Below are 22,186 nucleotides of genomic sequence, written 5' to 3' on the forward strand. Positions count from 1 at the left end.
CGTTTTGTTTTCGCTCTTTAATCGTTCATTTTTTCTGCGATCTCACGGGCAAAATAGGTTAATATGCCGTCAGCACCAGCGCGTTTAAAAGAAAGCAGTGCTTCAGCTATTACTTTATCGCGGTCTAGCCAGCCATTATTGGCCGCTGCAACAAGCATGGCATATTCGCCTGATACCTGATAGGCGAATGTCGGCACTTTGAAGGCGTCTTTAATCTCGCGGATAATATCAAGATACGGCATGCCGGGCTTTACCATAACGCTGTCAGCACCTTCTGCAATATCAAGTTCAACTTCTCTTAAGGCTTCAAGCCTATTTGCTGGGTCCATTTGGTAGGTTTTTTTATCGCCGCTTAATACACCTGTGCTGCCAACAGCATCCCTGAATGGGCCGTAAAATGCTGAAGCGTATTTTGCGCTGTAGGCCATAATTTGAACATGGGCATATCCGGCTTTGTCTAGTTCACCCCTAATCGCGCCTATTCGGCCATCCATCATATCAGAAGGGGCAACAATGTCTGCGCCAGCTTCTGCCTGCACAACAGCCTGCTGAACCAGTACGCCGATTGTTTCGTCATTTAAAACATGCCCATTTTCAAGTAGGCCGTCTTGGCCGTGGCTTGTGTAGGGGTCAAGGGCAACATCAGCTAAAACGCCGATGTCAGGCACCGCATCTTTTATAGCCCGCATTGCGGTATTAATTAGATTGTCAGGGTTTAGAGCTTCATCCCCACGCTCTGATCGCAAGCTTGCAGGTGTGTTTGGAAATAGAGCAATACAGGGAATGCCAAGTGCTTTGGCATGTTTTACCTCGGCTATGAGATTATCAACCGAAAACCGGAAGACACCGGGCATGGAGGTTACTGGGTCTTTCACATTGCTGCCTTCACTAATGAAAAGCGGCCAGATCAAATCATTGGGTGTTAGAATATGTTCCTGAATCATACGCCTTGACCAATCAGATGAGCGGGGGCGGCGTAAGCGTGTGGATGGAAATTTGGCAGACATATTTACCTCGTGAAATTGAACCATAGCAACCTAGCTAAATGGTTTTCATGTGTCACGAAAAGACAGCATATAGACACAATTTAAGTAGAATTTTATCTTTAATAAAGAGTTAGGACTTATTGACGCAGTGTAATCGTGCAGATTCGATGAAAAATCGAATCAAATGTTATAGACTATTGATATTTGGTCTAAAGTTTAACTCAGGTGTATAATAATCAGGCGGGTTTGAAAAATGAGTGGATATGACTTTAATGATCCAAAATATTTGTTTTTGGATATTTTGTCGCTGGTTGAGCGACTGCACAGGCGGCTTCTTGACGTTTTGAAAAGCCATTTAGAAAATATTGGTTTGAACGAGCTAAACCCCGTGCAGGCATTACTTTTATATAATATCGGCGAAAATGAAATGACGGCGGGTGAGCTTAAAAGCCGTGGCTATTATCAGGGATCGAATGTTTCCTATAATCTTAAACAACTTGTTGAAATGGGGTATCTGCGCCATGAACGTTCAGATTATGATCGTCGTGCTGTTCGTATTTCGTTAACTGATAAAGGGTATGAAATTAGAAAGGTAATGGACGAGCTTTATCAAAGACATCTTGACGAACTTATGCAGGATGACCTGATAAACCATGATGAATTGAAAAGTCTGCGTAAAAACCTTAGGAACCTTGAGCGTTTTTGGTCAGACAAAATCCATTTTGGTCTTTAGAAAAGGGTCATATTCGTTTAGAATGAAGACGTGTAACAGGGCCTGCGACATTTTCGACGCTGGACGTCTGGGATTTGATGCTGTAACAAGCAGGAAACTCAGGTTCTGTGTAAAGTAACGGAATGACGTGATGGATTATGAAAAGATATTCGCTGATGCAATAGAGGTTATTCGGTCAGAAGGCCGGTACCGGGTATTTGCTGATATATCGCGCGAACGTGGAAACTTTCCTCGTGCGGTACGCCACGATGCTGGTGATAATGCACGCACTATCACGGTATGGTGCTCTAACGACTATCTTGGCATGGGCCAGCATCCCAAAGTGCTTGAAGCAATGCATACTGCCCTTGATGAAACAGGGGCAGGGGCAGGTGGCACCCGTAATATTGCAGGCACAAACCATTATCACGTTCTTCTCGAGAAAGAGCTGGCAGATCTGCACGGTAAAGAAACAGCTTTGTTATTTACGTCAGGATATATTTCAAACGAGGCTACGCTTTCAACAATTGCAAAACTATTGCCGGGCTGTGTTATTTTCTCTGACGCACTTAATCATGCTTCAATGATACAGGGTATTCGTAACAGCGGTGCAAAGCGTCATATCTTCCGCCATAATGATGTGGCCCATCTTGAGGAACTGTTGAAAGCAACAGACCCGTCTGTGCCGAAGCTTATTGCGTTTGAATCGGTTTATTCTATGGACGGTGATATTGCGCCTATCGCAGAGATTTGTGATCTAGCTGACAAATACGGTGCTATTACATACCTTGATGAAGTGCATGCGGTTGGTATGTACGGCGCTCATGGTGGCGGTGTTTCTGAACGTGACGGCGTTGCCGATAGAGTGACCATTATTGAAGGTACACTTGGTAAAGCCTTTGGTGTTATGGGTGGTTATATTACCTCATCAAAAGCAATTGTTGATGTGGTACGCAGTCAGGCCGCCGGCTTTATTTTTACAACAGCCTTAAGCCCTGTATTGGCAGCCGGTGCATTGGCAAGTATCAGGCACCTTAAAGGCAGCTCTGTAGAGCGGGAAGCACAACAGGAACGTGCTGCAGTGCTGAAAAAGCGCCTTGCTGCAGCCAACTTACCTGTTATGGATTCTGTTAGTCACATTGTCCCTGTTTTTGTTGGGGATCCCGTTCTCTGTAAAGAAGTCTCTGATATGCTTCTGAACGAATATGGTATTTATGTGCAACCTATCAATTACCCGACTGTCCCACGGGGCACAGAGCGCCTGCGCTTTACACCCGGGCCTCTACACGACGACAAAGCTATGGATAGCCTTGTTGAAGCCTTAAGAGATGTGTGGAAGCGGATGGAGTTGACGCGTTCTGTTGCTATGTAAGGTTTTACTGAATGGCAAAGCCCGGTAATATCATTGTAGAGTTTATAACCATTGGTAACACCTTAAAGGTCTGTGCCATTTGCGAGCGTACAGGCCGTGAAGTTAGCATAGTGGGTGACCCTAAAGCACCTCGTGCAGAACTTGAACGTATCGCTGTGCAAAAGCTGCGATACGTTATGGAACGGGATGCGAAAAATATGACTAATTCTAAAAGTGGTTTATTGGCTTAATGGGCTAACGCTTTTTACCAAGCCCAATTTTCTTGGCAAACTCTGATCTTTTTGTTGCGTATGAAGGGGCGACCATTGGGTAATCTGGTGGTAAATCCCACCTTGCGCGGTATTCTTCTGGGGTCATATCATAATGCGTGCGCAGATAGCGTTTCAGCATTTTAAGCTTTTTACCATCTTCGAGGCAGATAATATAATCATCTGTATATGATTTTTTAATCGGAATGGCAGGCTTCAAGGTTTCCGGGACATTTGTCACGGTACCTAAAGTATAAAGTGTAGAATACACAGTTTTGATGACTTCAGGTAATTCATCTGACGTAACTGTATTATTACTAACGTAAGCAGTAACAATATCAGCAGCAAGTCCAAGCATGTCATTTGAAGGTATTAAGTCAAGTGAATTGTCCGACATTAAATAGACGCTCCAATTTCCTCTTATCTAGTTTATGTTTTTGCCGTATTTTTAGTAGAAATACAACATTAAATAGTTAAATAAACAAAGTTTTTATTGTTAACAAAGTGTTAATAAATTGGTGTATGCAAGTATTGCGTGCTTGTTTTTATGAGAACTTCATAAAGTCAATATCTAGAGGAAGCTTTTCTTGGGTTATGACTTTATCTGTGATATTGACCGCTACTAGGTGTTGAATAGAGCTTAAGCTCATATCTTTAGAGGCCATGAAATGAGCGATAATATTATTGCAGTCGCCTGTGACCATGCGGGCTTTTCTCTCAAAGAAGACATAAAGTCTCACTTGGCTAGTCAGGGCTATCAGGTACTTGACTTGGGAACAAATGGTTCTGAATCAGTAGACTACCCAGATTTCGGCCGCGCTATGGGCGACGCGATTGCCTCTGATAAGGCTAGCCGTGGTATTCTTATTTGTGGTTCAGGAATTGGTATTTCCATTGCAGCAAACAGAAATCCCGCAGTTCGTGCAGCGCTGTGTGAGTCAGGCCTGTCTGCCCGACTTTCTCGTCAGCACAATGATGCAAATGTTTTGGCGCTTGGCGCCCGTTTGATCGGCATTGAAACAGCGCTTGACTGTGTGAATGCCTTTTTAACGACAGATTTTGAAGGAGGGCGCCATCAGCGGCGCGTGGATAAGCTGGGAAGCTGAAGTAGTATTATGATGTGTACCAGCTGTTTAAGCTATTAGTTGATTCCATTAATTTTGTGTACTTTAAGGACTATTGAATATGACCAGTTTTAGACAAGATGGTTTTTTTACTTCCAGTTTAGCTGATACTGACAGTGAACTTCTTAAATCTATTGATGGTGAATTACTGCGCCAGCAAACCCAGATTGAATTGATTGCCTCTGAAAATATTGTAAGCAAAGCAGTTCTTGAAGCGCAAGGTTCTGTTCTTACTAATAAATATGCAGAAGGCTATTCTGGACGCCGTTACTATCAGGGCTGTCACCATGTTGACATAGCGGAAGACCTTGCAGTAGAGCGCGCTAAAAAGCTGTTTAATGCTGGTTATGTAAATGTTCAGCCTCATTCTGGTGCTCAGGCGAATGGTGCGGTTATGCTGGCACTCGCAAAGCCTGGTGATACGATCCTTGGTATGTCCCTTGATGCTGGTGGCCACCTTACACACGGTGCGGCACCTGCGCTTTCTGGCAAGTGGTTTAATGCTGTTCAGTACGGTGTTCGCCGCGAAGATGCCCTTATTGATTTTGATGAAGTGGCCGCGCTCGCTAAAGAGCATAAGCCGACTATCATTATTGCAGGTGGTTCTGCATACCCACGTGTGATTGATTTTAAAAAATTCCGCGAGATTGCAGACAGTGTTGGTGCTCTTTTAATGGTTGATATGGCCCACTTTGCTGGACTGGTAGCAGGTAAAGAACACCCGAACCCTCTTGAATATGCCCATGTTGTAACGACAACTACGCACAAAACACTGCGCGGTCCACGTGGGGGTATGATCCTGACAAACGATGAAGCCATTGCTAAGAAGATTAACTCTGCTGTTTTTCCGGGTCTTCAAGGTGGCCCATTGATGCACGTTATCGCGGCAAAAGCCGTTGCTTTTGGTGAAGCCTTACGACCTGAGTTCCAAAAGTATGCTGCTCAGGTTATTGAAAACGCTAAGGCTCTGGCAGCTCGTTTGAAAGAAAATGGATTTGATATTGTTTCTGGTGGTACAGATACGCATGTGGTTTTAGTGGATTTGCGCCCAAAAGGCTTAACAGGCAAGTCTGCTGACGAAGCGCTTGAGCGCGCATTAATGACCTGTAACAAAAACGGTGTGCCATTTGACCCAGAAAAACCTTTTATAACATCAGGCATTCGCCTTGGCACACCTGCTGGCACAACGCGCGGTTTTGCTGTTGAAGAATTTGTTCAGATTGCAGATATGATTACAGAAGTTCTGGATGGTTTGGCTGCAAATCCTGATAATAATGAAGCTGCTGAAGCTGCCGTTCGTGTAAAAGTGGCTGAACTTTGTACTCGCTTCCCAATTTATTAAAGATTGGGTAAATAGAAATGAAGGGTGCAGAGTAGTGGCTGCACCCAAAACCAATTTTACCTAGGGGGGTAGGGCGTTATGCGCTGTCCATTTTGTCAGAACGAAGATACTCAGGTTAAGGATTCACGGCCATCGGATGATAAGTCTGCTATTCGAAGGAGGCGTTATTGCCCTGCGTGTGGTGCACGGTTTACAACCTTTGAACGGGTTCAACTACGTGAGCTGACTGTTTTGAAGAAAAATGGCAGGCGCGTTCCCTTTGAGCGGAATAAACTTGAGCGGTCACTTGATATTGCCCTACGGAAAAGACCTGTTGAGCTTGATCGTATAGAACGAATGATCAATGGAATTGTACGCCGTCTTGAATCGATGGGTGAAAGTGACATTGATTCAGAGACAATTGGCAAGCTTGTTATGGAAGGACTAGAGAGCCTCGATCAGGTTGCTTACGTGCGCTATGCCTCTGTTTACCGTAATTTCCGGGAAGCTTCTGACTTTGAGAAGTTTTTGGGGAAAATGACAGGTGTGGAAGAAGATGAAGGGTTTGTTGAAGACTGATAGGATGAGCTTTGGCATTCGTAGATGATATTAAATGGATGCGACATGCGCTTGCTCTTGCCGCGCGCGGTCTGGGCAATGTGGCACCTAACCCTGCGGTTGGGTGCCTTCTTGTTAAAGGTGGTGTTATTATAGGCCGTGGCTGGACCCAGCCCGGCGGCAGACCCCACGCCGAAACCGTAGCGCTTGATCAGGCTGGAGAAAATACTGCTGGTGCTACTGCTTTTGTTACTCTTGAGCCTTGCTCCCATTTTGGAAAAACGCCCCCTTGTGTCGATGCCTTGATCAAAGCTCGCTTATCGCGAGTTGTTGTGGCGGTGGAAGACATAGACAGTAGGGTGAACGGTGCGGGTATTCGTAAGCTACGTGCCGCTGGGGTTGAGGTTACCACTGGTGTTTTGGAGGCAGAGGCCCGCGCTGTAAACGCAGGTTTTTTTAATACTGTAATAAAAGATCGGCCTTTGTTTTCCCTGAAAATTGCATCAAGCCTTGACGGTAAAATTGCCACTGCAACTGGGGAAAGCAAATGGATTACAGGCATTCAAGCCCGCCGTTATGGTCATATGCTACGATACCAGCATGATGCTATTTTGGTGGGTGTTAATACGGTGCTTGCTGATAACCCTGATTTAAGGTGTAGGATAACTGGCCTTGAGAAGGGGTCGCCAATTCGTATTGTCTTGGATAGTTCCCTTCAAACACCAATAGATTCCGCCTTATTCAAAACGGCAAGTGCCATGCACCCTGTCATGATTATTTCTACTGAAGATAAGTGTAGCCCCAGCAAAGTAACGGCAGTTGCAAAAATAGACGGTGTAGAACTTGTTACAGTGGCCAATACATATGATTTAAAAATGGTGGCTACTATCTTAGCCGCAAAAGGCATTACACGCTGCCTTATAGAAGGCGGAGCACAGGTATATGCGTCATTTTTCAGGGAAGGCTTGGTTGATGTACTTTATCATTTTACAGCAGGTAAAGCCATCGGTGCTGAAGGAATTAATGCCATAGGTAATTTATCCCTTGCCGATCTGGCACATGCGCCCCATTTAAAACAAGTGCGGACCCAAATTATAGGCGATGATTTACTTGCAACCTATATTCAGACAGAGTAACTGAACATTATGTTTACTGGAATTGTCACAGATGTTGGTAGTGTACTGTCCCTTGAAGGGGATGGTGATATTCGTGTTGCGATAAGAACCTCGTATGATACGTCGGGAATTGCTATTGGTGCATCTATCGCGTGCTCGGGTGTTTGCCTTACTGTTGTTGATAAAGGTGCCGACTGGTTTGAAGCAGATGTATCGCGGGAAACACTGTCCGTTACCAGTTTAAGTGGTTGGAAACCGGGCAGCCTTGTTAATCTTGAACGTTCGTTAAAAGTTGGTGATGAACTGGGCGGGCATATTGTAACGGGGCATGTTGACTGTAGTGGTCGAATCGAAAAATTTGATTCGATAGATGATTCGATTTATATGGAAGTGTCTTTTCCTACCCGGTTTGGTACCTTCATTGCGCAAAAGGGAAGTGTTGCTATAGACGGGGTCTCCCTAACTGTTAATACTGTGACAGATACAGACACAGAAACGCGGTTCTCGATTAATTTAATTCCACACACTCAGGAAGTAACAGCATTCAGAACAACAAAGGCCGGTGATGCTGTAAACCTTGAGTTTGATATATTGGCGCGGTACGTCGCGCGCTTGCAAAAACAATAATGTAAAGGCTTGAAATGCCCCATTCATTCCTCTCCCCAATTGAAGATGTCATTGAAGATGCCCGCAGTGGCAGAATGTATATTCTTGTTGACGATGAAGATCGTGAAAATGAAGGCGACCTCATTATCCCCGCTGAAATGGCAACCCCTGAGGCCGTGAACTTTATGGCAATGCATGGGCGTGGTCTTATTTGTTTACCACTTTCAAGATCGCGTGTGGAAGAGCTTGGGCTTGATCTTATGAGCAAGAATAATCAAAGCCGCCACGAAACCGCTTTTACTACATCCATTGAAGCTAAAACAGGTGTCACTACTGGTATATCGGCGGCTGATAGGGCTCGTACTATTGAGGTTGCAATTGACCCAGCAATGAGCAAAGAAGATATTGCAACGCCTGGCCATGTATTTCCTCTGATCGCTCGTGACGGTGGTGTTCTTGTTCGGGCAGGTCATACTGAAGCTGCGGTCGATATATCGCGATTGGCGGGCCTTAATCCATCGGCTGTTATATGCGAAATCATGAATGAGGATGGCACCATGGCCCGGTTGCCTGATCTTGTTGAGTTTGCGAAAAAACATAGTTTGAAAGTTGCAACCATCCGGGATCTGATAGCTTACCGCCTTAAAAATGATCGCTTGGTTGAGCGGGTATCAGACGTTCCCTTTAGGCGCAAAAGCGGTAAAGAGTGGCGTGTTGCTGTTTACCGCTCCAATGATGATCACAGCGAAACTGTAGCCCTTGTTCTTGGTGATATTCGGGAAGATGACCCGGTTCCTGTTCGGATGCATACGATTAACCCGTTTGAGGATATGCTGGATATGGACCACCCTCGAAGTGGTCAGTTGGCGCGTGCAATGGCTGAGATAGAGAAGGAAGGCAAGGGGGTTGTGGTTTTGTTCCTTGCCCTGATAAGCAAGCGCCCTTCTGATGTTATTAATGGCCATGATAGCAAGAATAAGGAACAGTCATCGCTGCGTGATTACGGTATTGGTGCACAAATCCTGCGCGATATTGGTGTAAGGCATATGGTTTTATACTCAAACACGACAAGTAACATTATTGGTCTTGATGGATATGGCTTAGATGTCGTAGAACAGCGGAAAATCCCATAAGCTTTGGTGCTTATACCAAGGCCGCTCTATCCTATGAAGGAATACTTATGTCTAAGACGCATCTTCTTATTGTTGAAGCGCGATTTTATGCCGATTTGGCAGATGAGCTAGCCGCAGGTGCCATTGAGGCCACAGAAGCTGCCGGGTGTACCTATGAACGCCTTGATGTGCCGGGTGCTCTTGAAATTCCGGCTGCTATCAAGTTTGCGGCTTTATCTGGCAAATTTGATGGCTTTGTTGCGCTTGGATGTGTAATACGGGGTGAAACCACTCACTATGATTATGTGTGTGGTGAAAGCGCTCGTGGTTTGCAAGACCTTGCACTTCAGCACAATCTAGCAGTAGGCAATGGTATCCTGACTGTTGAAAATGATGATCAGGCTTGGGCGCGTGCTAACCGTAGTAAGAAAAACAAAGGCGCTGATGCAGCAAATGCTGCTATTGCAATGGTGTCGATTAAAAAGAAATATGGTGTTTCCTAATGGCGTCTGAAAGCCCTAAACAAAAAATGGGTGGCCCGCGCAGTGCAGCAAGGCTTGGATGTGTGCAAGCGCTTTACCAACTTGATATGTCTGACGAGCCAAACGTTGACCGTGTTATAAATGAATATAAAAAACACCGGCTTGGAGCTGAACTTGAGGGTGATCAGTATATTGAGGCTGACCCAAACCTGTTCGCTGACATTACCGATGGAGCATGGGGCCGTAAGGATGAATGGGATGCCATGATTGTGCCGTGCCTTGCAAAAGGCTGGACGCTTGATCGTATCGAAGCGATCGTTCGGGCTATCTTTCGGGCAGGGTGTTATGAACTGGTTGCGCGTCCAGATGTGCCAACGGCCGTGATTATCAATGAATATATTGATGTTGCACACGCATTTTACGATCGTAGTGAAATTTCATTTGTTAACGGCGTTCTTGATAAACTGGCTAAAACTACCCGCCCCAAATAAAAAGTGACAGGGCATCATGACGGATGAATTCAATTTGATTGCCCGGTACTTTGCCCCGCTTGCCGGCCCTGAGGGGCTGGGCTTAAAGGACGACGCAGCTTGTTACCATCCTAAAGCTGGTATAGATTTGGTTATAACCAAAGATGTACTGGTTTCTGGTGTGCACTTTTTCCCTGATGATGATCCATTTTTGCTGGCTCAAAAGGCACTTGGTGTTAATTTGTCAGATATTGCGGCAAAGGGTGCGGTTCCGCAGTTTTACTTTTTGGGGCTGTGTTTACCTGACAGTGTAAGCGAACAATGGCTGCATTCTTTTTCATCCGGCTTGTTAGAGCTACAGCAAGAATATGAGTTTACTTTAGCGGGCGGCGATACGACATCTATAAAAGGGCCTCTTGTTATTAGCATAACAATGATAGGGCATGCTAATGAAGGCTGCATGACCAAACGGTCAGGTGCTAAGGCAGGAGACGGTGTTTTTGTGACCGGAACCTTAGGGGATGCGGCTGGTGGCTTAAAAGTTATAGAAAATAAGCTTACAGGGTTTGATTTCTTAAGAGAGCGGTATTATTTGCCGCAGCCCAGATTGAAGTTTGGTGTGGCTGCTGCGCGCTATATTACAGCGATGGCGGATATTTCAGACGGTCTTATCGCAGACCTTGGGCATATATGCAGTGCTTCAGAAAAGGGCGCTACTATACAGCAGCAATTGTTGCCGATTTCTGATAGTGTTAGTCAGATGATCACAGCAGGTTTTGCAGAACCTTGTATGATTTGGGCCGGGGGTGATGATTACGAGCTGGTTTTCACTGCGAACTTGAACGATATGGCATCTATTTTTGCTGTTGCAGAAGAAATAGGTATTAGCGCTACGCATATTGGTATGATTGACAATACGGGTGAGGTCAGGCTGGTTGATCCAAAAGGGAATCTGGTGCATGTTAAGCATAAAGGGTTTCAACATTTTAGATAAGAATTACAGGTAGGGTATGGCAGAAGAGACAACAGTTGAGCCAGAAGGTGGCTCCAGTAAGGTATTTCTGGTTTTAGGCTTGATCTTGGGCGTTGGTTTGGGCGGCGGCGCAGGCTATTACCTGTCGGCTTCAAAAAGCGAAGATGACAATTCGGCTGAGGCTATCCACGAAAAAGAAGAAAAGAAAAAAGAACCAATAATTTCCATCCCGTTTGAGAACATGGCTGTACCGATTTATGCAACACGGAACAGCAAGCGCATTTTTGTTGGCAACTACTTTGTAAACGTGAATGTTCAGGTGCGCGGGGAAACCCGGCAAATTGCGATTAAACGGTCTGTCTCTCAGCTTACACATGGTTTTATCTCGGCCATTAGTAAATCAGACCTGATGGATGAGGAAAATCGTACTGAGCTGGATATGGATAAAGCTGCTACTATCTTAAAGCAGAAGGCAGACAGTATAATGGGCAATGGTATTGTAGAAAGTGTTACAATCACTGAAGCCATTAGAATGCCTCGATAATTAGTTTAATTGTGAGTCAAATGTACGGCATGAATCTTTTTCATGCCGTTTTCTTTGTTGCTAGTTTTGTTTTTGCTTCCTAAGGTTAAATAGTGAGTGTGCAAACTGCACACCTACTGAATGCGGGCCGGATGGATTGTTAGGGGAGTATCGCCGTCCGTGGGCGGATTTTGTTGGGAGTATTACCGTCCCATTGCCCATTTGTTGGGTTTTTAAGGGGGAGGACATCCCATGGAAGTATTATACGCTGCCATGCTTTGCGGTGGTATTGCCGTGTTATATGGCATTTTTACGCGTAATTCGATTTTATCAGCGAACGCTGGCAATGAAAAAATGCAGGAAATTGCACTGGCTATTCAAGAAGGCGCTCAAGCTTACCTGAACAGGCAGTATAGAACCATTGCATTTGTTGGTGTTGTGGTTGCTATTATTCTCTTTCTCACGATAGGTCAATTATCCGCCCTAGGGTTTGTGATTGGCGCCGTTTTATCCGGTGTGGCTGGTTATATTGGTATGTTGATTTCGGTGCGGGCTAATGTTCGTACAACGGAAGCGGCAAGAACCAGTTTACAAGCTGGCTTAACGATGGCCTTTAAGGCTGGTGCTGTAACAGGTATGCTTGTAGCAGGGCTTGCACTTCTTGCTGTTGCTGGGTTTTATTATCTTTTGACCGGGCCAATGGGAATTGCGCCTACAAACCGTTTGGTGATTGATAGCCTTGTTTCTCTTGGCTTTGGAGCCTCTTTGATTTCCATATTTGCCCGGCTTGGGGGCGGTATTTTTACTAAAGGTGCTGATGTGGGGGCTGACCTTGTTGGCAAGGTTGAGGCTGGTATTCCCGAGGATGACCCGCGTAACCCTGCGGTTATTGCAGATAATGTGGGCGATAACGTGGGTGACTGCGCAGGTATGGCGGCAGACCTTTTTGAAACCTATGTTGTAACCATAGGCGCAACAATGGTGCTATCTGCCTTGTTTATCAAAGTTGGGGCTGCAGAAATTATGCAGTTGCCCCTGATCATTGGTGGAAGCTGCATACTTACGTCTATTATTGGCACCTTCTTTGTCAAGCTTGGCAAGTCCAATAATATTATGGGCGCGTTATATAAAGGCTTCATTGTAACAGCAATTTTATCTGCGATTATTATGTGGTTTGCGATGCAGTGGGCACTTGGCGGTGATATGAACAAAGCCTTTACTGCTGGCACAACTGTTTTTTCAGGCCGCACTTTATATTATTGTGGGCTTGTAGGGCTTGTTGTAACAGGTATTATTATTTGGCTTACTGAATACTATACCAGTACAGAGTTCCGACCTGTGCGGTCTATTGCTAAATCATCAGAAACCGGGCATGGCACAAACGTTATTCAAGGGCTTGCTATCTCTCTTGAGTCAACGGCTTTACCGACTATTGTGATCTGTGCAGGTATTATAATTGCTTTTAAACTTGCTGGCATTCTTGGCCTTGGTTTTGCCGCGACAGCAATGCTTGCTCTTGCCGGTATGGTTGTTGCGCTCGATGCATACGGCCCAGTGACAGATAATGCTGGTGGTATCGCGGAAATGGCCGGGCTTGATGATGATGTTCGAGGCCGCACTGATGCTCTGGATGCTGTTGGCAATACCACAAAGGCAGTCACAAAAGGCTATGCAATTGGTTCTGCCGGGCTGGCGGCACTCGTCTTATTTGGTGCTTACACAGCTGACCTGAAAGAGTATTTCAGTGATGTTATTGTCGATTTCAGCCTTTCCAATCCTTATGTCATTGTTGGGCTGTTTGTTGGTGCCATGCTGCCTTATCTGTTTGCTGCGATGGGGATGACAGCTGTGGGCCGTGCCGGCGGCGCTGTTGTGGAAGAGGTGCGAGCACAGTTTAAGGAAAACCCGGGCATTATGGCTGGCACTTCAAAGCCTGACTATGCCCGATCTGTTGACCTTCTGACTAAAGCTGCGATTAGGGAAATGATTATCCCGAGTTTGTTGCCTATTGTGGCACCTGTAGCACTCTACTTCATTATAACTGCTGTTGCTGGGCAGGCGGCAGGCTTTGCTGCTCTTGGGGCCCTGTTAGTTGGTGTTATTGTTGGCGGCCTGTTTGTGGCAATTTCAATGACAGCAGGCGGTGGCGCATGGGATAATGCCAAAAAGTATATTGAAGATGGTCACCACGGTGGTAAGGGTTCAGAAGCCCATAAAGCTGCAGTAACAGGGGATACCGTAGGCGATCCATATAAAGATACTGCTGGGCCTGCTATCAACCCGATGATCAAGATAACCAATATTGTTGCTTTGCTCTTACTGGCAATGTTGGCGCATTGATTAAAATTAAAGAATAAATAGAAAAAGCCCCGGTGTTGCCGGGGCTTTTATTTTGTCTTGAAAGGTAGGGTCTACAAAATTAACCGTTTGGACCACGGCCCGTGTCTGAACCAACAGGGGCTTGCCCAGAGAAGCGGCCTACGTTTCCAAAGATTTGCTGAAACAGATTAAGAGTGCGCCCGCGTGTTGGTGTCTTGTCATCAACAGGATTAATCGGCTGCATGGCGTTGATATCATAATTATCAATACTTTCAACAATGCCGCTATCATTAAAACGAACAGCCATAACACGGTGTTCTTTTGGGTCTGGCCAAAACACTGGTCTGATACGTACTGTTGTTGAAACATAATACCAAGTATCGTCTTTAAAGGCGGCAGAAACTGTTGGTGTTCCGAGTGTAGATCTTACAGATTGTCTGTTATCCACTCCGGGAAGGATTGCATTTGCGAGGTCATTATCAAAAACATACCCCCGCACTGAACGTGTATTACCGCATGCAGTTGTTAAAAGGCTGGCTGCAAGACAAACAGCAAGAGGGATAAACTTACTGTTACGTTTGAACGGTTTTTGGGTCATACAATCATCATCCTTGGCACTTGTGCATATTTATGCATACAGTTTTATATAGCTTTAATAGCCGTCCCCATTGCGCGGTGCAAGGCTCCATGTTAGAGCGTGCGCTATAAAAGTTGATAAACACGCCTAATATGCAATTTAGGCAACAAAAAGGTGTAGCTATTGTTCCGGTATTTTTTTGAGCGCCGCAAAGCACGGACAAAGGCATATGAACTTTACAGTGACCTTGTAAATCAGGCGCGTAGGCCAGAGTTTTATACACAGTATGGTGTTCAAGACAGCATTGAGGGTCGGTTTGATATGATCCTTTTGCATCTTTTTTTGGTCGATGACCGGCTTTCTGCTGAAGGCGATCAATTTATACCACTTAGGCGCTATTTGCAGGAAGCTATGGTGAGTGACATGGACCGGTCATTCCGCGAGATGGGTATCGGTGACATGAGTGTCGGTAAGGAAATGAAAAAAGTGGGCGCAGCGTGGCTTGGCCGCAGGGCTGCCTATAAAGCGGCACTTGAAGATGGTGCAAGTGAAGACATGTTACATGACGTGCTGGCAAAAAACCTGTATGATATAGAAAGTGAAGCGCCACTTCTTATGATGGGTACTTATGTGAGGCACGTTAAAAAGCTTTTATCATTAACCAGCACCTTGTCTGTTAAAGATTGTAAATTTGTTTTTCCGTCACCCGCAGAATAACCCAACGACTAGAAAGTGAGATATGGGCATGACTGTTCAGCATGATTTGGATTTTGTTGTTCAAAAGAACACTATAGGCAGAGATCCTTTAAGCTATAAAGTGACAGCTACCAGCGAACAGCTGAAAACGCTTGCAGAAAGATTTGACCTAGTTTCAGTTTCTTTCCTCGATGCTGCCGTAACAGTTAAAGCGGTAGGTGACAAAGACCGTATTTTGGTTACAGGCACAGTGAAGACCGCACTTGTGCAGCGCTGTATTGTTTCGCTGCAAGATGTTCCAGAGCAGTTGGATGTTCCTTTTACACTTTTGTTGGTTGATCCAGAAACCGCAGACCAAATGGATGCTGATGAAACATATCTTGATGATGATGCGCCAGATTATGATTCCTTTGATGGTGATAGAGTGGAGGTTGGTGAAATTGTTGCGCAGACAGTTGCTGTTTCAATGAATCCATACCCACGTGCAGATGCGGCCGTGCCTGATTTGGGGAAAAACCCTAATATTAGCTTTGGTGAACCGGATGTAGAGCGTAAAAATCCATTTGATGTTCTGTCAAAACTTAAGGACGAATCTTGAACAAAAGATTTTATACGCTATGGTCATTGTTAAATATTGATGTAAAAGCAGAAATAAATAACTGCCTTTTTTAGTGTAACTAAGGCGCGTTGGCGCAAAAATGGGATTAGTTTGTGGCCAAAAATATAACCATTGCGGTTGACGCTATGGGCGGTGATCGTGCCCCTCATATGGTGATTGAAGGTATCGCTCAGGCGCGGACACTTTTTCCAAACACCAAATTTCTTGTTTTTGGAGATGAAGCCCAAATAAAACCCTTGATAGCGGGCTTCCCTGAGTTGACTTCAGCCAGCGAGATTATTCATACAACAGATTATGTGTCATCTGACATGCAACCATCACAAGCGCTGCGTAAAGGCCGCCAATCTTCTATGGGGCTTGCTATACAATCGGTCAAAGATGGTGCTGCTGATGTCGCTTTATCAGCAGGTAATACGGGTGCTTTAATGGCCCTTGCCAAATTTATGCTGCGTACCATGCCGGGAATCGATAGACCTGCGCTTATATCACCACTCCCTACACTGCGCGGCGAAAGCGTCATGCTGGACCTGGGTGCAAATGTTGAGTGCGATAGCAATAACCTAGTGCAATTTGCCATAATGGGTGCCGCGTATGTTCGCACGGTATTTGGCTTAAGTAGGCCAACTGTTGCTTTGTTAAATGTTGGCGTCGAAGAGCTGAAGGGCAAAGACAGTATTAGGGCTGCGGCGGATATTCTCCGAGAATCCCGCCATTTACCTCTTGATTTTGTTGGCTTTGTAGAAGGCAATAATATTGCAACGGGTGAGGTTGATGTGGTGGTGACCGATGGTTTTACAGGCAATGTGGCGCTTAAAACAGCAGAAGGTACAGCGCGATTGGTAACAGACCTGCTCAAACGGGCCTTCCAATCGTCACTCAGCACAAAACTTGGATATCTATTAGCACGGCACGGGCTTAGTTCTCTACGTGACCACATGGATCCGAATAATCATAATGGCGGTGTGTTCCTTGGTCTTAATGGTCTGGTGATGAAAAGTCATGGCGGTGCAAATGCACATGGTTTCGCTTCTGCTGTTGCTTCAGCGATTGATATGGCACAAAACGATATTACGCGTTTAATCGCTGATGACCTGAATGAAATTACACATGCAGATGACCAAAGAGGCGCAATATAGCAGTTTTCTTCGATAGTTTTATCAAATAAACGCTTTAAACCCTTTTAATTGCAGTGTTTCCTATCCTGCTGAATTGACTCTTGTAGGAGCTTGCGTTAGCCTTTTTCTGATTTCCTAGATAACTTAAGGGGTGCCATGATGGCGACTACATTAACCAGAGCTGATCTGACTGAGTCTGTTTATGAAGAAGTTGGTTTATCCCGTAATGAATCCGCTGACTTGGTTGAAGCTGTTCTTGACGAAATTTCTGATTGCCTTGTTGCCGGGGATAATGTGAAAATATCTTCTTTCGGTAGCTTTCTTGTGCGCCAGAAAAATGGCCGCGTAGGGCGTAACCCTAAGACTGGTGAAGAGGTGCCGATTGACCCTCGCCGTGTTCTTGTCTTTAGGCCGAGCCAGGTGATGAAGGATAAAATCAATTCCTGACCTGGAGTATGCCTGAATGGTTGATGTTGATTCATCTGCTTTACCAAATGACAGGAAAAGCAGAGAAGCCTTCAGAACAATTTCGGAAGTAGCAGAGTATCTGGATTTACCCCAGCATGTTCTTCGCTTTTGGGAAAGTAAATTTGCACAAATAAAACCCCTTAAACGTGGCGGTAACAGACGCTATTATCGCCCCGATGACGTTGCCCTTTTAACCTCTATAAAGAAACTGCTCCATTCCGATGGCTACACCATTCGTGGTGTCCAAAAGCTCTTCAAGGCTCAGGGTGTTAAGGCAACTATTGTGCAGGCAATGGGGGAAGACGACCAAACTACCGCTGCTATAGCGGAAGCTCTACTTACCGAGCAGCAAGCTGATGAAGCTGATATTAGTGAAGAGTTAGTCGATGATATGGGTGTTTCCAGTATGGATAATACATATAAACTGCATGATATTATTGGCCGGTTGAAACTACTGCGCGCAAGTCTCAGCTAGCAGGGCAAATTATTTCCTCTCTTTTGTAGAAAATGTTCGGTTATGTTTAGTGAGTAAGGCACTCAACTAGACTTAATTAAAAAACAGTCACTATTATGAATGTGAAGATATACGCATAAGATCAGACAGGCTTTTACCTACTCTGTGGCATTGATAGAATTTACCCTCATTTATGCAAATGATAAAAAAGTGTAAATGCTTGCTTGCACGATTAAAATGGCAAAGCTATAGTCCGCGCCAACCAGACAGGATGTTTTATGCATCTATTATCTCTGTCGGGGAGTAGCGCAGCCTGGTAGCGCACTACACTGGGGGTGTAGGGGTCGCAGGTTCAAATCCTGTCTCTCCGACCAATAAAATAAAACCGTTACACTTTGGTGTGACGGTTTTTCTTTTACATGGCTTGGCAGATGCTGAGAAAATATGGTGATGGCATACCCCGTTTTTGGAAGGTAATCGTGTGATTGAAATTTTGATTGATGCTTTTCCCTTGATAGTTGCGGGGGCTGGGGCTGGGTTTTTGGCGGGGCTTCTTGGTATTGGCGGCGGTATTGTGACGATACCCGCGCTTTTTATTGTGTTTGAAGGCATTGGTATACCAATTGAATGGCGGATGCACTGTGCGATAGCGACATCACTCACCATCATTATAGCAACGAGTATTTCCAGTGTTCATGCTCATAATAAAAAAGGCGGCGTCGACTGGTCTATTATGAAAGATTGGTGGTGGCCTATTATGTTGGGAGCGCTAGCAGGTAGCTTCTTTGCAAAAACGCTGAAAACCGAAACACTGGTTTATATATTTGCTGCGTTTGCCACTTTAGTGGGGCTTAAAATGCTGTTGCCGCTTGATAAAATAAAGCTTGGTGACAAGCTACCCGGTGGAGTTTTTCGTTTTTTAAACCCCGGCATTATCGGTTTCTTGTCTGCTATTAAAGGGATTGGCGGCGGAAGCTTTTCAGTGCCTTACATGACGCTTTACGGTGTGCCTATTCACCGAGCGGTTGGTACATCTTCACTTGCTGGTTTGTTTATAAGCACATTTGGCGGTTTAGGGTATTTTATTGAGGGTAGGGATGTTGAAGGCCTGCCGGAAGGCATGGCAGGTTTTATCCATATCCCATCTGTGATTGTTGTGGCATCTGTGGCTGTATTTTTTGCGCCGCTGGGGGCAAAAGCAGCTCACGCTATCCCACGAAAAATACTCAGTATCCTCTTTGGGTCATTTTTGGTTTTGGCAACACTTCGGCTCATACTGACAGTACATTAAATTTTACGAACGCTTAATGCCAGCCCAGTCATAAAACTTTATAATAGCACCGGTTTCAGTGTAGCTATCAGACGCTAATTCCAGAAACAGGGGGGCAATATCATCTGGTGTTGGAAGAGATGAAGGATCTTCACCGGGCACTGCTTTTGACCGCATATGTGTGCGAATTGGGCCAGGGTCTATCAGGTTTACCTTAAGGGGAGTATTACATGTTTCTTTTGCATAGGTCTGCACAAGTGCATCAAGGGCGGCTTTGGTAACTGCATAGCCACCCCAGTAAGCCTTTGCACTATGCGCGGCTCCTGATGTTACAAAAATTGCCCGTCCCTGTTCTGCAAGCTTTAAAAGCGGATCCATAGACCTGATAAGCCGCCAGTTAGCTGTGAGGTTAATGTCAAGCAGTTCCGACCAATCTTTAGGCGCCATATGCCCAAGCGGCGTAATAGGGCCTAATATGGCGGCATTAGCAACGAGAATGTCAAGCTTACCCCAGCGTTCATAGATGGCGCCGCCTAGACGGTCAATAGCATCACTGTCTCGCAGGTCAAAGGGGGTGATAGTGCAGTTCCTACCAAGCTTTGTGATCTCATCATCAAGTTGCTCAAGCGCGCCTTGTGAACGGTTTCTGGCAACAGCAATAATATCTGCGCCTTCTTCAGCTAGCCTTAAAGCAACAGCCCGGCCAATACCGCGGGATGCCCCAGTTACAAGGGCAAGCTTGCCTTTCAGTTTACCTGCCATCCTTAAGCCCCAGAGTTAGCAATCATATCAAGCTGGCGCTCGTTCTGATCTTGTGCTGATTGGTCTGTAAGGAATGTGGGGTAATCACCAGTGAAGCAAGCATCACAGTAAGCAGGGGCTTTGTTATCACGGCCTTTAGGCTGGTTCACTGCGCGGTAAAGGCCATCAATGGTCAGGAAAGCCAGTGAGTCTGCATTAATATAGTCGCGCATGGCTTCAAGATCCATACGAGCTGCCAGCAATTTACCGCGTTCAGGTGTGTCCACGCCGTAAAAACAGCTGTGAGCTGTTGGCGGTGATGCAATGCGCATGTGAACTTCCGTTGCGCCAGCTTCGCGCATCATGTTTACAATTTTCAAGGATGTTGTGCCACGCACAATCGAATCGTCAACCAGAATGATTCGTTTACCTTTAATGTGCCAGCGGTTTGCATTGTGCTTCAATTTAACACCAAAGTGCCTGATCTGGTCGCTTGGCTCGATAAACGTGCGGCCAACATAGTGATTGCGAATGATACCAAGCTCAAAAGGAATGCCGGATTCTTGTGCATAGCCAATCGCGGCAGGTGTGCCCGAATCAGGTACTGGTATAACAAGATCTGCATCGACATGTTTTTCGCGAGCAAGTTCTGCGCCAATACGTTTCCGAACTTCGTAAACGCTCATGCTGTTCATGTAGCTGTCAGGGCGAGCAAAATAAACATGTTCAAAAATACAGGGGCGTGGTTTTTCCTCTGGAAATGGTTTCACCGAGTGCATGCCTGTATCCGAAATAACGATCAATTCACCGGGTTCAATGTCCCGTACATATTCAGCACCAATAATGTCTAGTGCGCATGTTTCAGAGCAAAGGATATAGCTCTTTTCCAATTGGCCCAACACCAAAGGTCTAACACCAAGTGGATCACGGAAGCCAATAAGGCCTTCACGAGTAAGCGATACAAGAGCGTAAGCACCTTCAAGTTGGCCTACAGCATCCACATAGCGGTCCATCAATGTGCGGTATTTACTGGTTGCAATTAAATGCAAAATAACTTCGGTATCACTTGTTGACTGGAAAATAGAGCCACGCTGAACAAGTGATTTTCTGAGGTGAGCTGCGTTGGTAATATTGCCATTATGGGCAATAGCAAAGCCGCCTGATGCAAATTCGGCAAATAACGGCTGACAGTTCCTAAGAACGGTATCACCTGTTGTGGAATAGCGCACATGGCCAATGGCTGCATTGCCCGGCAAGCTATCTATCACATCTTGGCTTGTAAAGTTATCAGCAACTTGCCCAAGCACACGCTTTGTAAAAAATTCGTCGCCTTTGAGGGCTGTGATGCCCGCTGCTTCCTGTCCCCGGTGCTGCAGGGCATGAAGCCCTAGGGCACAGTGTGCCGATGCATCCGGTGTACCAAAAATGCCGAAAACGCCGCACTCTTCGTGCAGCTTGTCATCGTCAAATGGATTGGTGGAGAGGGGGAGCTTGTCTGCCATATTAATTCAGTCCTGCTGTTACCTTCGTCCACGGAGTGGCCCGCTGCCCCACCGTATATAGCCTTGATGCCTGTCTGAAAAGCGCGATTTTGATTATTTGCAGATTTATTTCAAAAGCCATCAGGAACCGCTCTTGGATTTCTTAACGTCATCCGTAACCTGATTTATCAGGTCATCTAGCTTTTCCTGATTTTGTTCTATGTACTTAGCAGCCTGTTTTTCAAGTTCTTCTTCGATAAACTGGCTTGGTACAGCATCAGCTGCTTTTTGCAGATATTCGCTGCCAACATCTTTGGGATCGCGGCCTAAAGCTTCTGACGCGTAGCCTTCAAGCATTTCCGCCCCCCACGCAACGAGCGGTTTTAGCCGGGCTTCCTGCATCCAGTCAGGTTGTTCTTTACCGGGGAAAAGTTTAACAAAGCCAAAATAAAGCAGGGAAACAATGACCATGCCGCGCAGTAAGCCAAATAAGGCACCAAGCGAACGGTCAAGAAAACCAGCAGGACCATTTTTGATCATACCGCCGATAAAGCCCGCCAGTTGCTTTAAAATAAAAAGTGAAACAAAGAACACAACAAGCAGGGTAATAATATCAGCAAGTTCATTGGGTGATATAAGGTCACGGCCATAAGGTTGAACAGCCGTGAAACCAAACACTACAGCGAGAATGGCCCCAACCCATGCTGCCAAACTAAGAGCAACAGTGGCAAAGCCTTTGCCAAAGGCAAGGAGGGTTGAAAGTGCCACAATAATCAGCACGCCAATATCAAATGCTGTTAGACTTCCTGCATCCATTTTTAGGTATCCCGGTTTAGTGTTTTTA

General features: G+C 45.5%; 26 protein-coding genes and 1 tRNA gene. 21 read left to right on the forward strand and 6 right to left on the reverse strand.

What is annotated here, in order from left to right:
- Nucleotides 1-17 precede the first annotated feature (17 nt).
- Complete coding sequence (gene hemB / locus ICL80_RS10085; RefSeq protein ID WP_194211890.1) at nucleotides 18-1,007, reverse strand: porphobilinogen synthase; 990 nt, start codon at nucleotides 1,005-1,007, stop codon at nucleotides 18-20.
- Between the two features lie 232 nt (nucleotides 1,008-1,239).
- On the opposite strand from hemB, the gene ICL80_RS10090 reads away from it, so the two are divergent.
- From ICL80_RS10090 to ICL80_RS10100, 3 genes are all read left to right on the forward strand, one after another.
- Nucleotides 1,240-1,719 carry a MarR family winged helix-turn-helix transcriptional regulator gene (locus tag ICL80_RS10090; RefSeq protein WP_194211892.1) on the forward strand — a complete coding sequence of 160 codons (480 nt, stop codon included), beginning with the start codon at nucleotides 1,240-1,242 and terminating at the stop codon, nucleotides 1,717-1,719.
- Nucleotides 1,720-1,849: 130 nt separating this feature from the next.
- Nucleotides 1,850-3,070: a 5-aminolevulinate synthase gene (gene hemA, locus ICL80_RS10095; RefSeq protein WP_194211894.1), complete on the forward strand. Its 1,221-nt coding sequence runs from the start codon at nucleotides 1,850-1,852 to the stop codon at nucleotides 3,068-3,070.
- A gap of 11 nt (nucleotides 3,071-3,081) precedes the next feature.
- Nucleotides 3,082-3,300 (forward strand): DUF6898 family protein, encoded by a 219-nt coding sequence (locus tag ICL80_RS10100; RefSeq protein ID WP_194211896.1) that lies wholly within the window; start codon nucleotides 3,082-3,084, stop codon nucleotides 3,298-3,300.
- A 4-nt stretch (nucleotides 3,301-3,304) separates the two neighbouring features.
- Here ICL80_RS10100 and ICL80_RS10105 read toward each other — a convergent pair whose 3' ends face one another.
- On the reverse strand, nucleotides 3,305-3,715 hold the full coding sequence (locus ICL80_RS10105; protein ID WP_194211898.1) for a MucR family transcriptional regulator: 411 nt from the start codon (nucleotides 3,713-3,715) through the stop codon (nucleotides 3,305-3,307).
- A 271-nt stretch (nucleotides 3,716-3,986) separates the two neighbouring features.
- Here ICL80_RS10105 and rpiB point away from each other — a divergent pair, with 271 nt between their 5' ends.
- From rpiB to ICL80_RS10160, 11 genes are all read left to right on the forward strand, one after another.
- Nucleotides 3,987-4,424, forward strand: a complete 438-nt coding sequence (gene rpiB, locus ICL80_RS10110; protein WP_194211900.1) for a ribose 5-phosphate isomerase B — start codon at nucleotides 3,987-3,989, stop codon at nucleotides 4,422-4,424.
- 79 nt (nucleotides 4,425-4,503) lie between these two features.
- Nucleotides 4,504-5,784, forward strand: a complete 1,281-nt coding sequence (gene glyA, locus ICL80_RS10115) for a serine hydroxymethyltransferase (protein ID WP_194211902.1) — start codon at nucleotides 4,504-4,506, stop codon at nucleotides 5,782-5,784.
- Between the two features lie 78 nt (nucleotides 5,785-5,862).
- Entirely contained in the window at nucleotides 5,863-6,342 is a 480-nt protein-coding gene (gene nrdR / locus ICL80_RS10120; RefSeq protein WP_194211903.1) for a transcriptional regulator NrdR, read from the forward strand.
- 11 nt (nucleotides 6,343-6,353) lie between these two features.
- A complete protein-coding gene (ribD, locus tag ICL80_RS10125; RefSeq protein ID WP_228073410.1) occupies nucleotides 6,354-7,457 on the forward strand; it encodes a bifunctional diaminohydroxyphosphoribosylaminopyrimidine deaminase/5-amino-6-(5-phosphoribosylamino)uracil reductase RibD in 1,104 nt (367 codons plus the stop codon).
- A 9-nt stretch (nucleotides 7,458-7,466) separates the two neighbouring features.
- On the forward strand, nucleotides 7,467-8,063 hold the full coding sequence (locus ICL80_RS10130; protein WP_194211905.1) for a riboflavin synthase: 597 nt from the start codon (nucleotides 7,467-7,469) through the stop codon (nucleotides 8,061-8,063).
- 14 nt (nucleotides 8,064-8,077) lie between these two features.
- Nucleotides 8,078-9,175, forward strand: a complete 1,098-nt coding sequence (gene ribB, locus ICL80_RS10135) for a 3,4-dihydroxy-2-butanone-4-phosphate synthase (protein ID WP_194211907.1) — start codon at nucleotides 8,078-8,080, stop codon at nucleotides 9,173-9,175.
- A gap of 47 nt (nucleotides 9,176-9,222) precedes the next feature.
- Nucleotides 9,223-9,657 (forward strand): 6,7-dimethyl-8-ribityllumazine synthase, encoded by a 435-nt coding sequence (locus ICL80_RS10140; RefSeq protein WP_194211908.1) that lies wholly within the window; start codon nucleotides 9,223-9,225, stop codon nucleotides 9,655-9,657.
- Complete coding sequence (gene nusB, locus ICL80_RS10145) at nucleotides 9,657-10,127, forward strand: transcription antitermination factor NusB (protein ID WP_228073412.1); 471 nt, start codon at nucleotides 9,657-9,659, stop codon at nucleotides 10,125-10,127. The genes ICL80_RS10140 and nusB overlap by 1 nt, the downstream gene beginning before the upstream one ends.
- Nucleotides 10,128-10,143: 16 nt before the next feature.
- Nucleotides 10,144-11,100 (forward strand): thiamine-phosphate kinase, encoded by a 957-nt coding sequence (thiL, locus tag ICL80_RS10150; protein WP_194211910.1) that lies wholly within the window; start codon nucleotides 10,144-10,146, stop codon nucleotides 11,098-11,100.
- A gap of 16 nt (nucleotides 11,101-11,116) precedes the next feature.
- Entirely contained in the window at nucleotides 11,117-11,623 is a 507-nt protein-coding gene (locus tag ICL80_RS10155) for a hypothetical protein (protein ID WP_194211912.1), read from the forward strand.
- Between the two features lie 231 nt (nucleotides 11,624-11,854).
- Nucleotides 11,855-13,942: a sodium-translocating pyrophosphatase gene (locus tag ICL80_RS10160; protein ID WP_194211914.1), complete on the forward strand. Its 2,088-nt coding sequence runs from the start codon at nucleotides 11,855-11,857 to the stop codon at nucleotides 13,940-13,942.
- A gap of 79 nt (nucleotides 13,943-14,021) precedes the next feature.
- Here the strand turns inward: ICL80_RS10160 and ICL80_RS10165 are convergent, their stop codons facing one another.
- On the reverse strand, nucleotides 14,022-14,519 hold the full coding sequence (locus ICL80_RS10165) for an outer membrane protein assembly factor BamE (RefSeq protein WP_194211916.1): 498 nt from the start codon (nucleotides 14,517-14,519) through the stop codon (nucleotides 14,022-14,024).
- 162 nt (nucleotides 14,520-14,681) lie between these two features.
- Here ICL80_RS10165 and ICL80_RS10170 point away from each other — a divergent pair, with 162 nt between their 5' ends.
- The 7 genes from ICL80_RS10170 to ICL80_RS10200 all read left to right on the forward strand — a co-directional run bounded on the left by ICL80_RS10170 (nucleotide 14,682) and on the right by ICL80_RS10200 (nucleotide 19,141).
- The gene (locus ICL80_RS10170; RefSeq protein ID WP_194211918.1) at nucleotides 14,682-15,215 is read left to right on the forward strand and encodes a ubiquinol-cytochrome C chaperone family protein; all 534 of its coding nucleotides are present in this window, start codon (nucleotides 14,682-14,684) and stop codon (nucleotides 15,213-15,215) included.
- Nucleotides 15,216-15,243: 28 nt separating this feature from the next.
- Complete coding sequence (locus ICL80_RS10175; protein ID WP_194211919.1) at nucleotides 15,244-15,792, forward strand: YceD family protein; 549 nt, start codon at nucleotides 15,244-15,246, stop codon at nucleotides 15,790-15,792.
- Nucleotides 15,793-15,905: 113 nt separating this feature from the next.
- The gene (plsX, locus tag ICL80_RS10180; protein ID WP_194211921.1) at nucleotides 15,906-16,949 is read left to right on the forward strand and encodes a phosphate acyltransferase PlsX; all 1,044 of its coding nucleotides are present in this window, start codon (nucleotides 15,906-15,908) and stop codon (nucleotides 16,947-16,949) included.
- 135 nt (nucleotides 16,950-17,084) lie between these two features.
- Entirely contained in the window at nucleotides 17,085-17,375 is a 291-nt protein-coding gene (locus ICL80_RS10185) for an integration host factor subunit alpha (RefSeq protein ID WP_194211924.1), read from the forward strand.
- Nucleotides 17,376-17,391: 16 nt separating this feature from the next.
- Complete coding sequence (locus ICL80_RS10190) at nucleotides 17,392-17,871, forward strand: MerR family transcriptional regulator (RefSeq protein ID WP_194211926.1); 480 nt, start codon at nucleotides 17,392-17,394, stop codon at nucleotides 17,869-17,871.
- A gap of 276 nt (nucleotides 17,872-18,147) precedes the next feature.
- Nucleotides 18,148-18,224: transfer RNA gene (locus ICL80_RS10195), tRNA-Pro, on the forward strand.
- A 107-nt stretch (nucleotides 18,225-18,331) separates the two neighbouring features.
- Nucleotides 18,332-19,141, forward strand: coding sequence for a sulfite exporter TauE/SafE family protein (locus ICL80_RS10200; RefSeq protein ID WP_194211928.1), 810 nt, complete (start codon nucleotides 18,332-18,334; stop codon nucleotides 19,139-19,141).
- 3 nt (nucleotides 19,142-19,144) lie between these two features.
- Here the strand turns inward: ICL80_RS10200 and ICL80_RS10205 are convergent, their stop codons facing one another.
- The 3 genes from ICL80_RS10205 to ICL80_RS10215 all read right to left on the reverse strand — a co-directional run bounded on the left by ICL80_RS10205 (nucleotide 19,145) and on the right by ICL80_RS10215 (nucleotide 22,158).
- On the reverse strand, nucleotides 19,145-19,882 hold the full coding sequence (locus ICL80_RS10205; RefSeq protein WP_194211930.1) for an SDR family NAD(P)-dependent oxidoreductase: 738 nt from the start codon (nucleotides 19,880-19,882) through the stop codon (nucleotides 19,145-19,147).
- A 2-nt stretch (nucleotides 19,883-19,884) separates the two neighbouring features.
- Nucleotides 19,885-21,363, reverse strand: coding sequence for an amidophosphoribosyltransferase (gene purF / locus ICL80_RS10210; protein WP_194211931.1), 1,479 nt, complete (start codon nucleotides 21,361-21,363; stop codon nucleotides 19,885-19,887).
- A gap of 120 nt (nucleotides 21,364-21,483) precedes the next feature.
- Nucleotides 21,484-22,158, reverse strand: a complete 675-nt coding sequence (locus ICL80_RS10215) for a CvpA family protein (RefSeq protein ID WP_194211932.1) — start codon at nucleotides 22,156-22,158, stop codon at nucleotides 21,484-21,486.
- Between the last annotated feature and the right edge of the window lie 28 nt (nucleotides 22,159-22,186).

This window comes from Kordiimonas pumila (assembly GCF_015240255.1).
Classification (GTDB): Bacteria; Pseudomonadota; Alphaproteobacteria; order Sphingomonadales; family Kordiimonadaceae; genus Kordiimonas; species Kordiimonas pumila.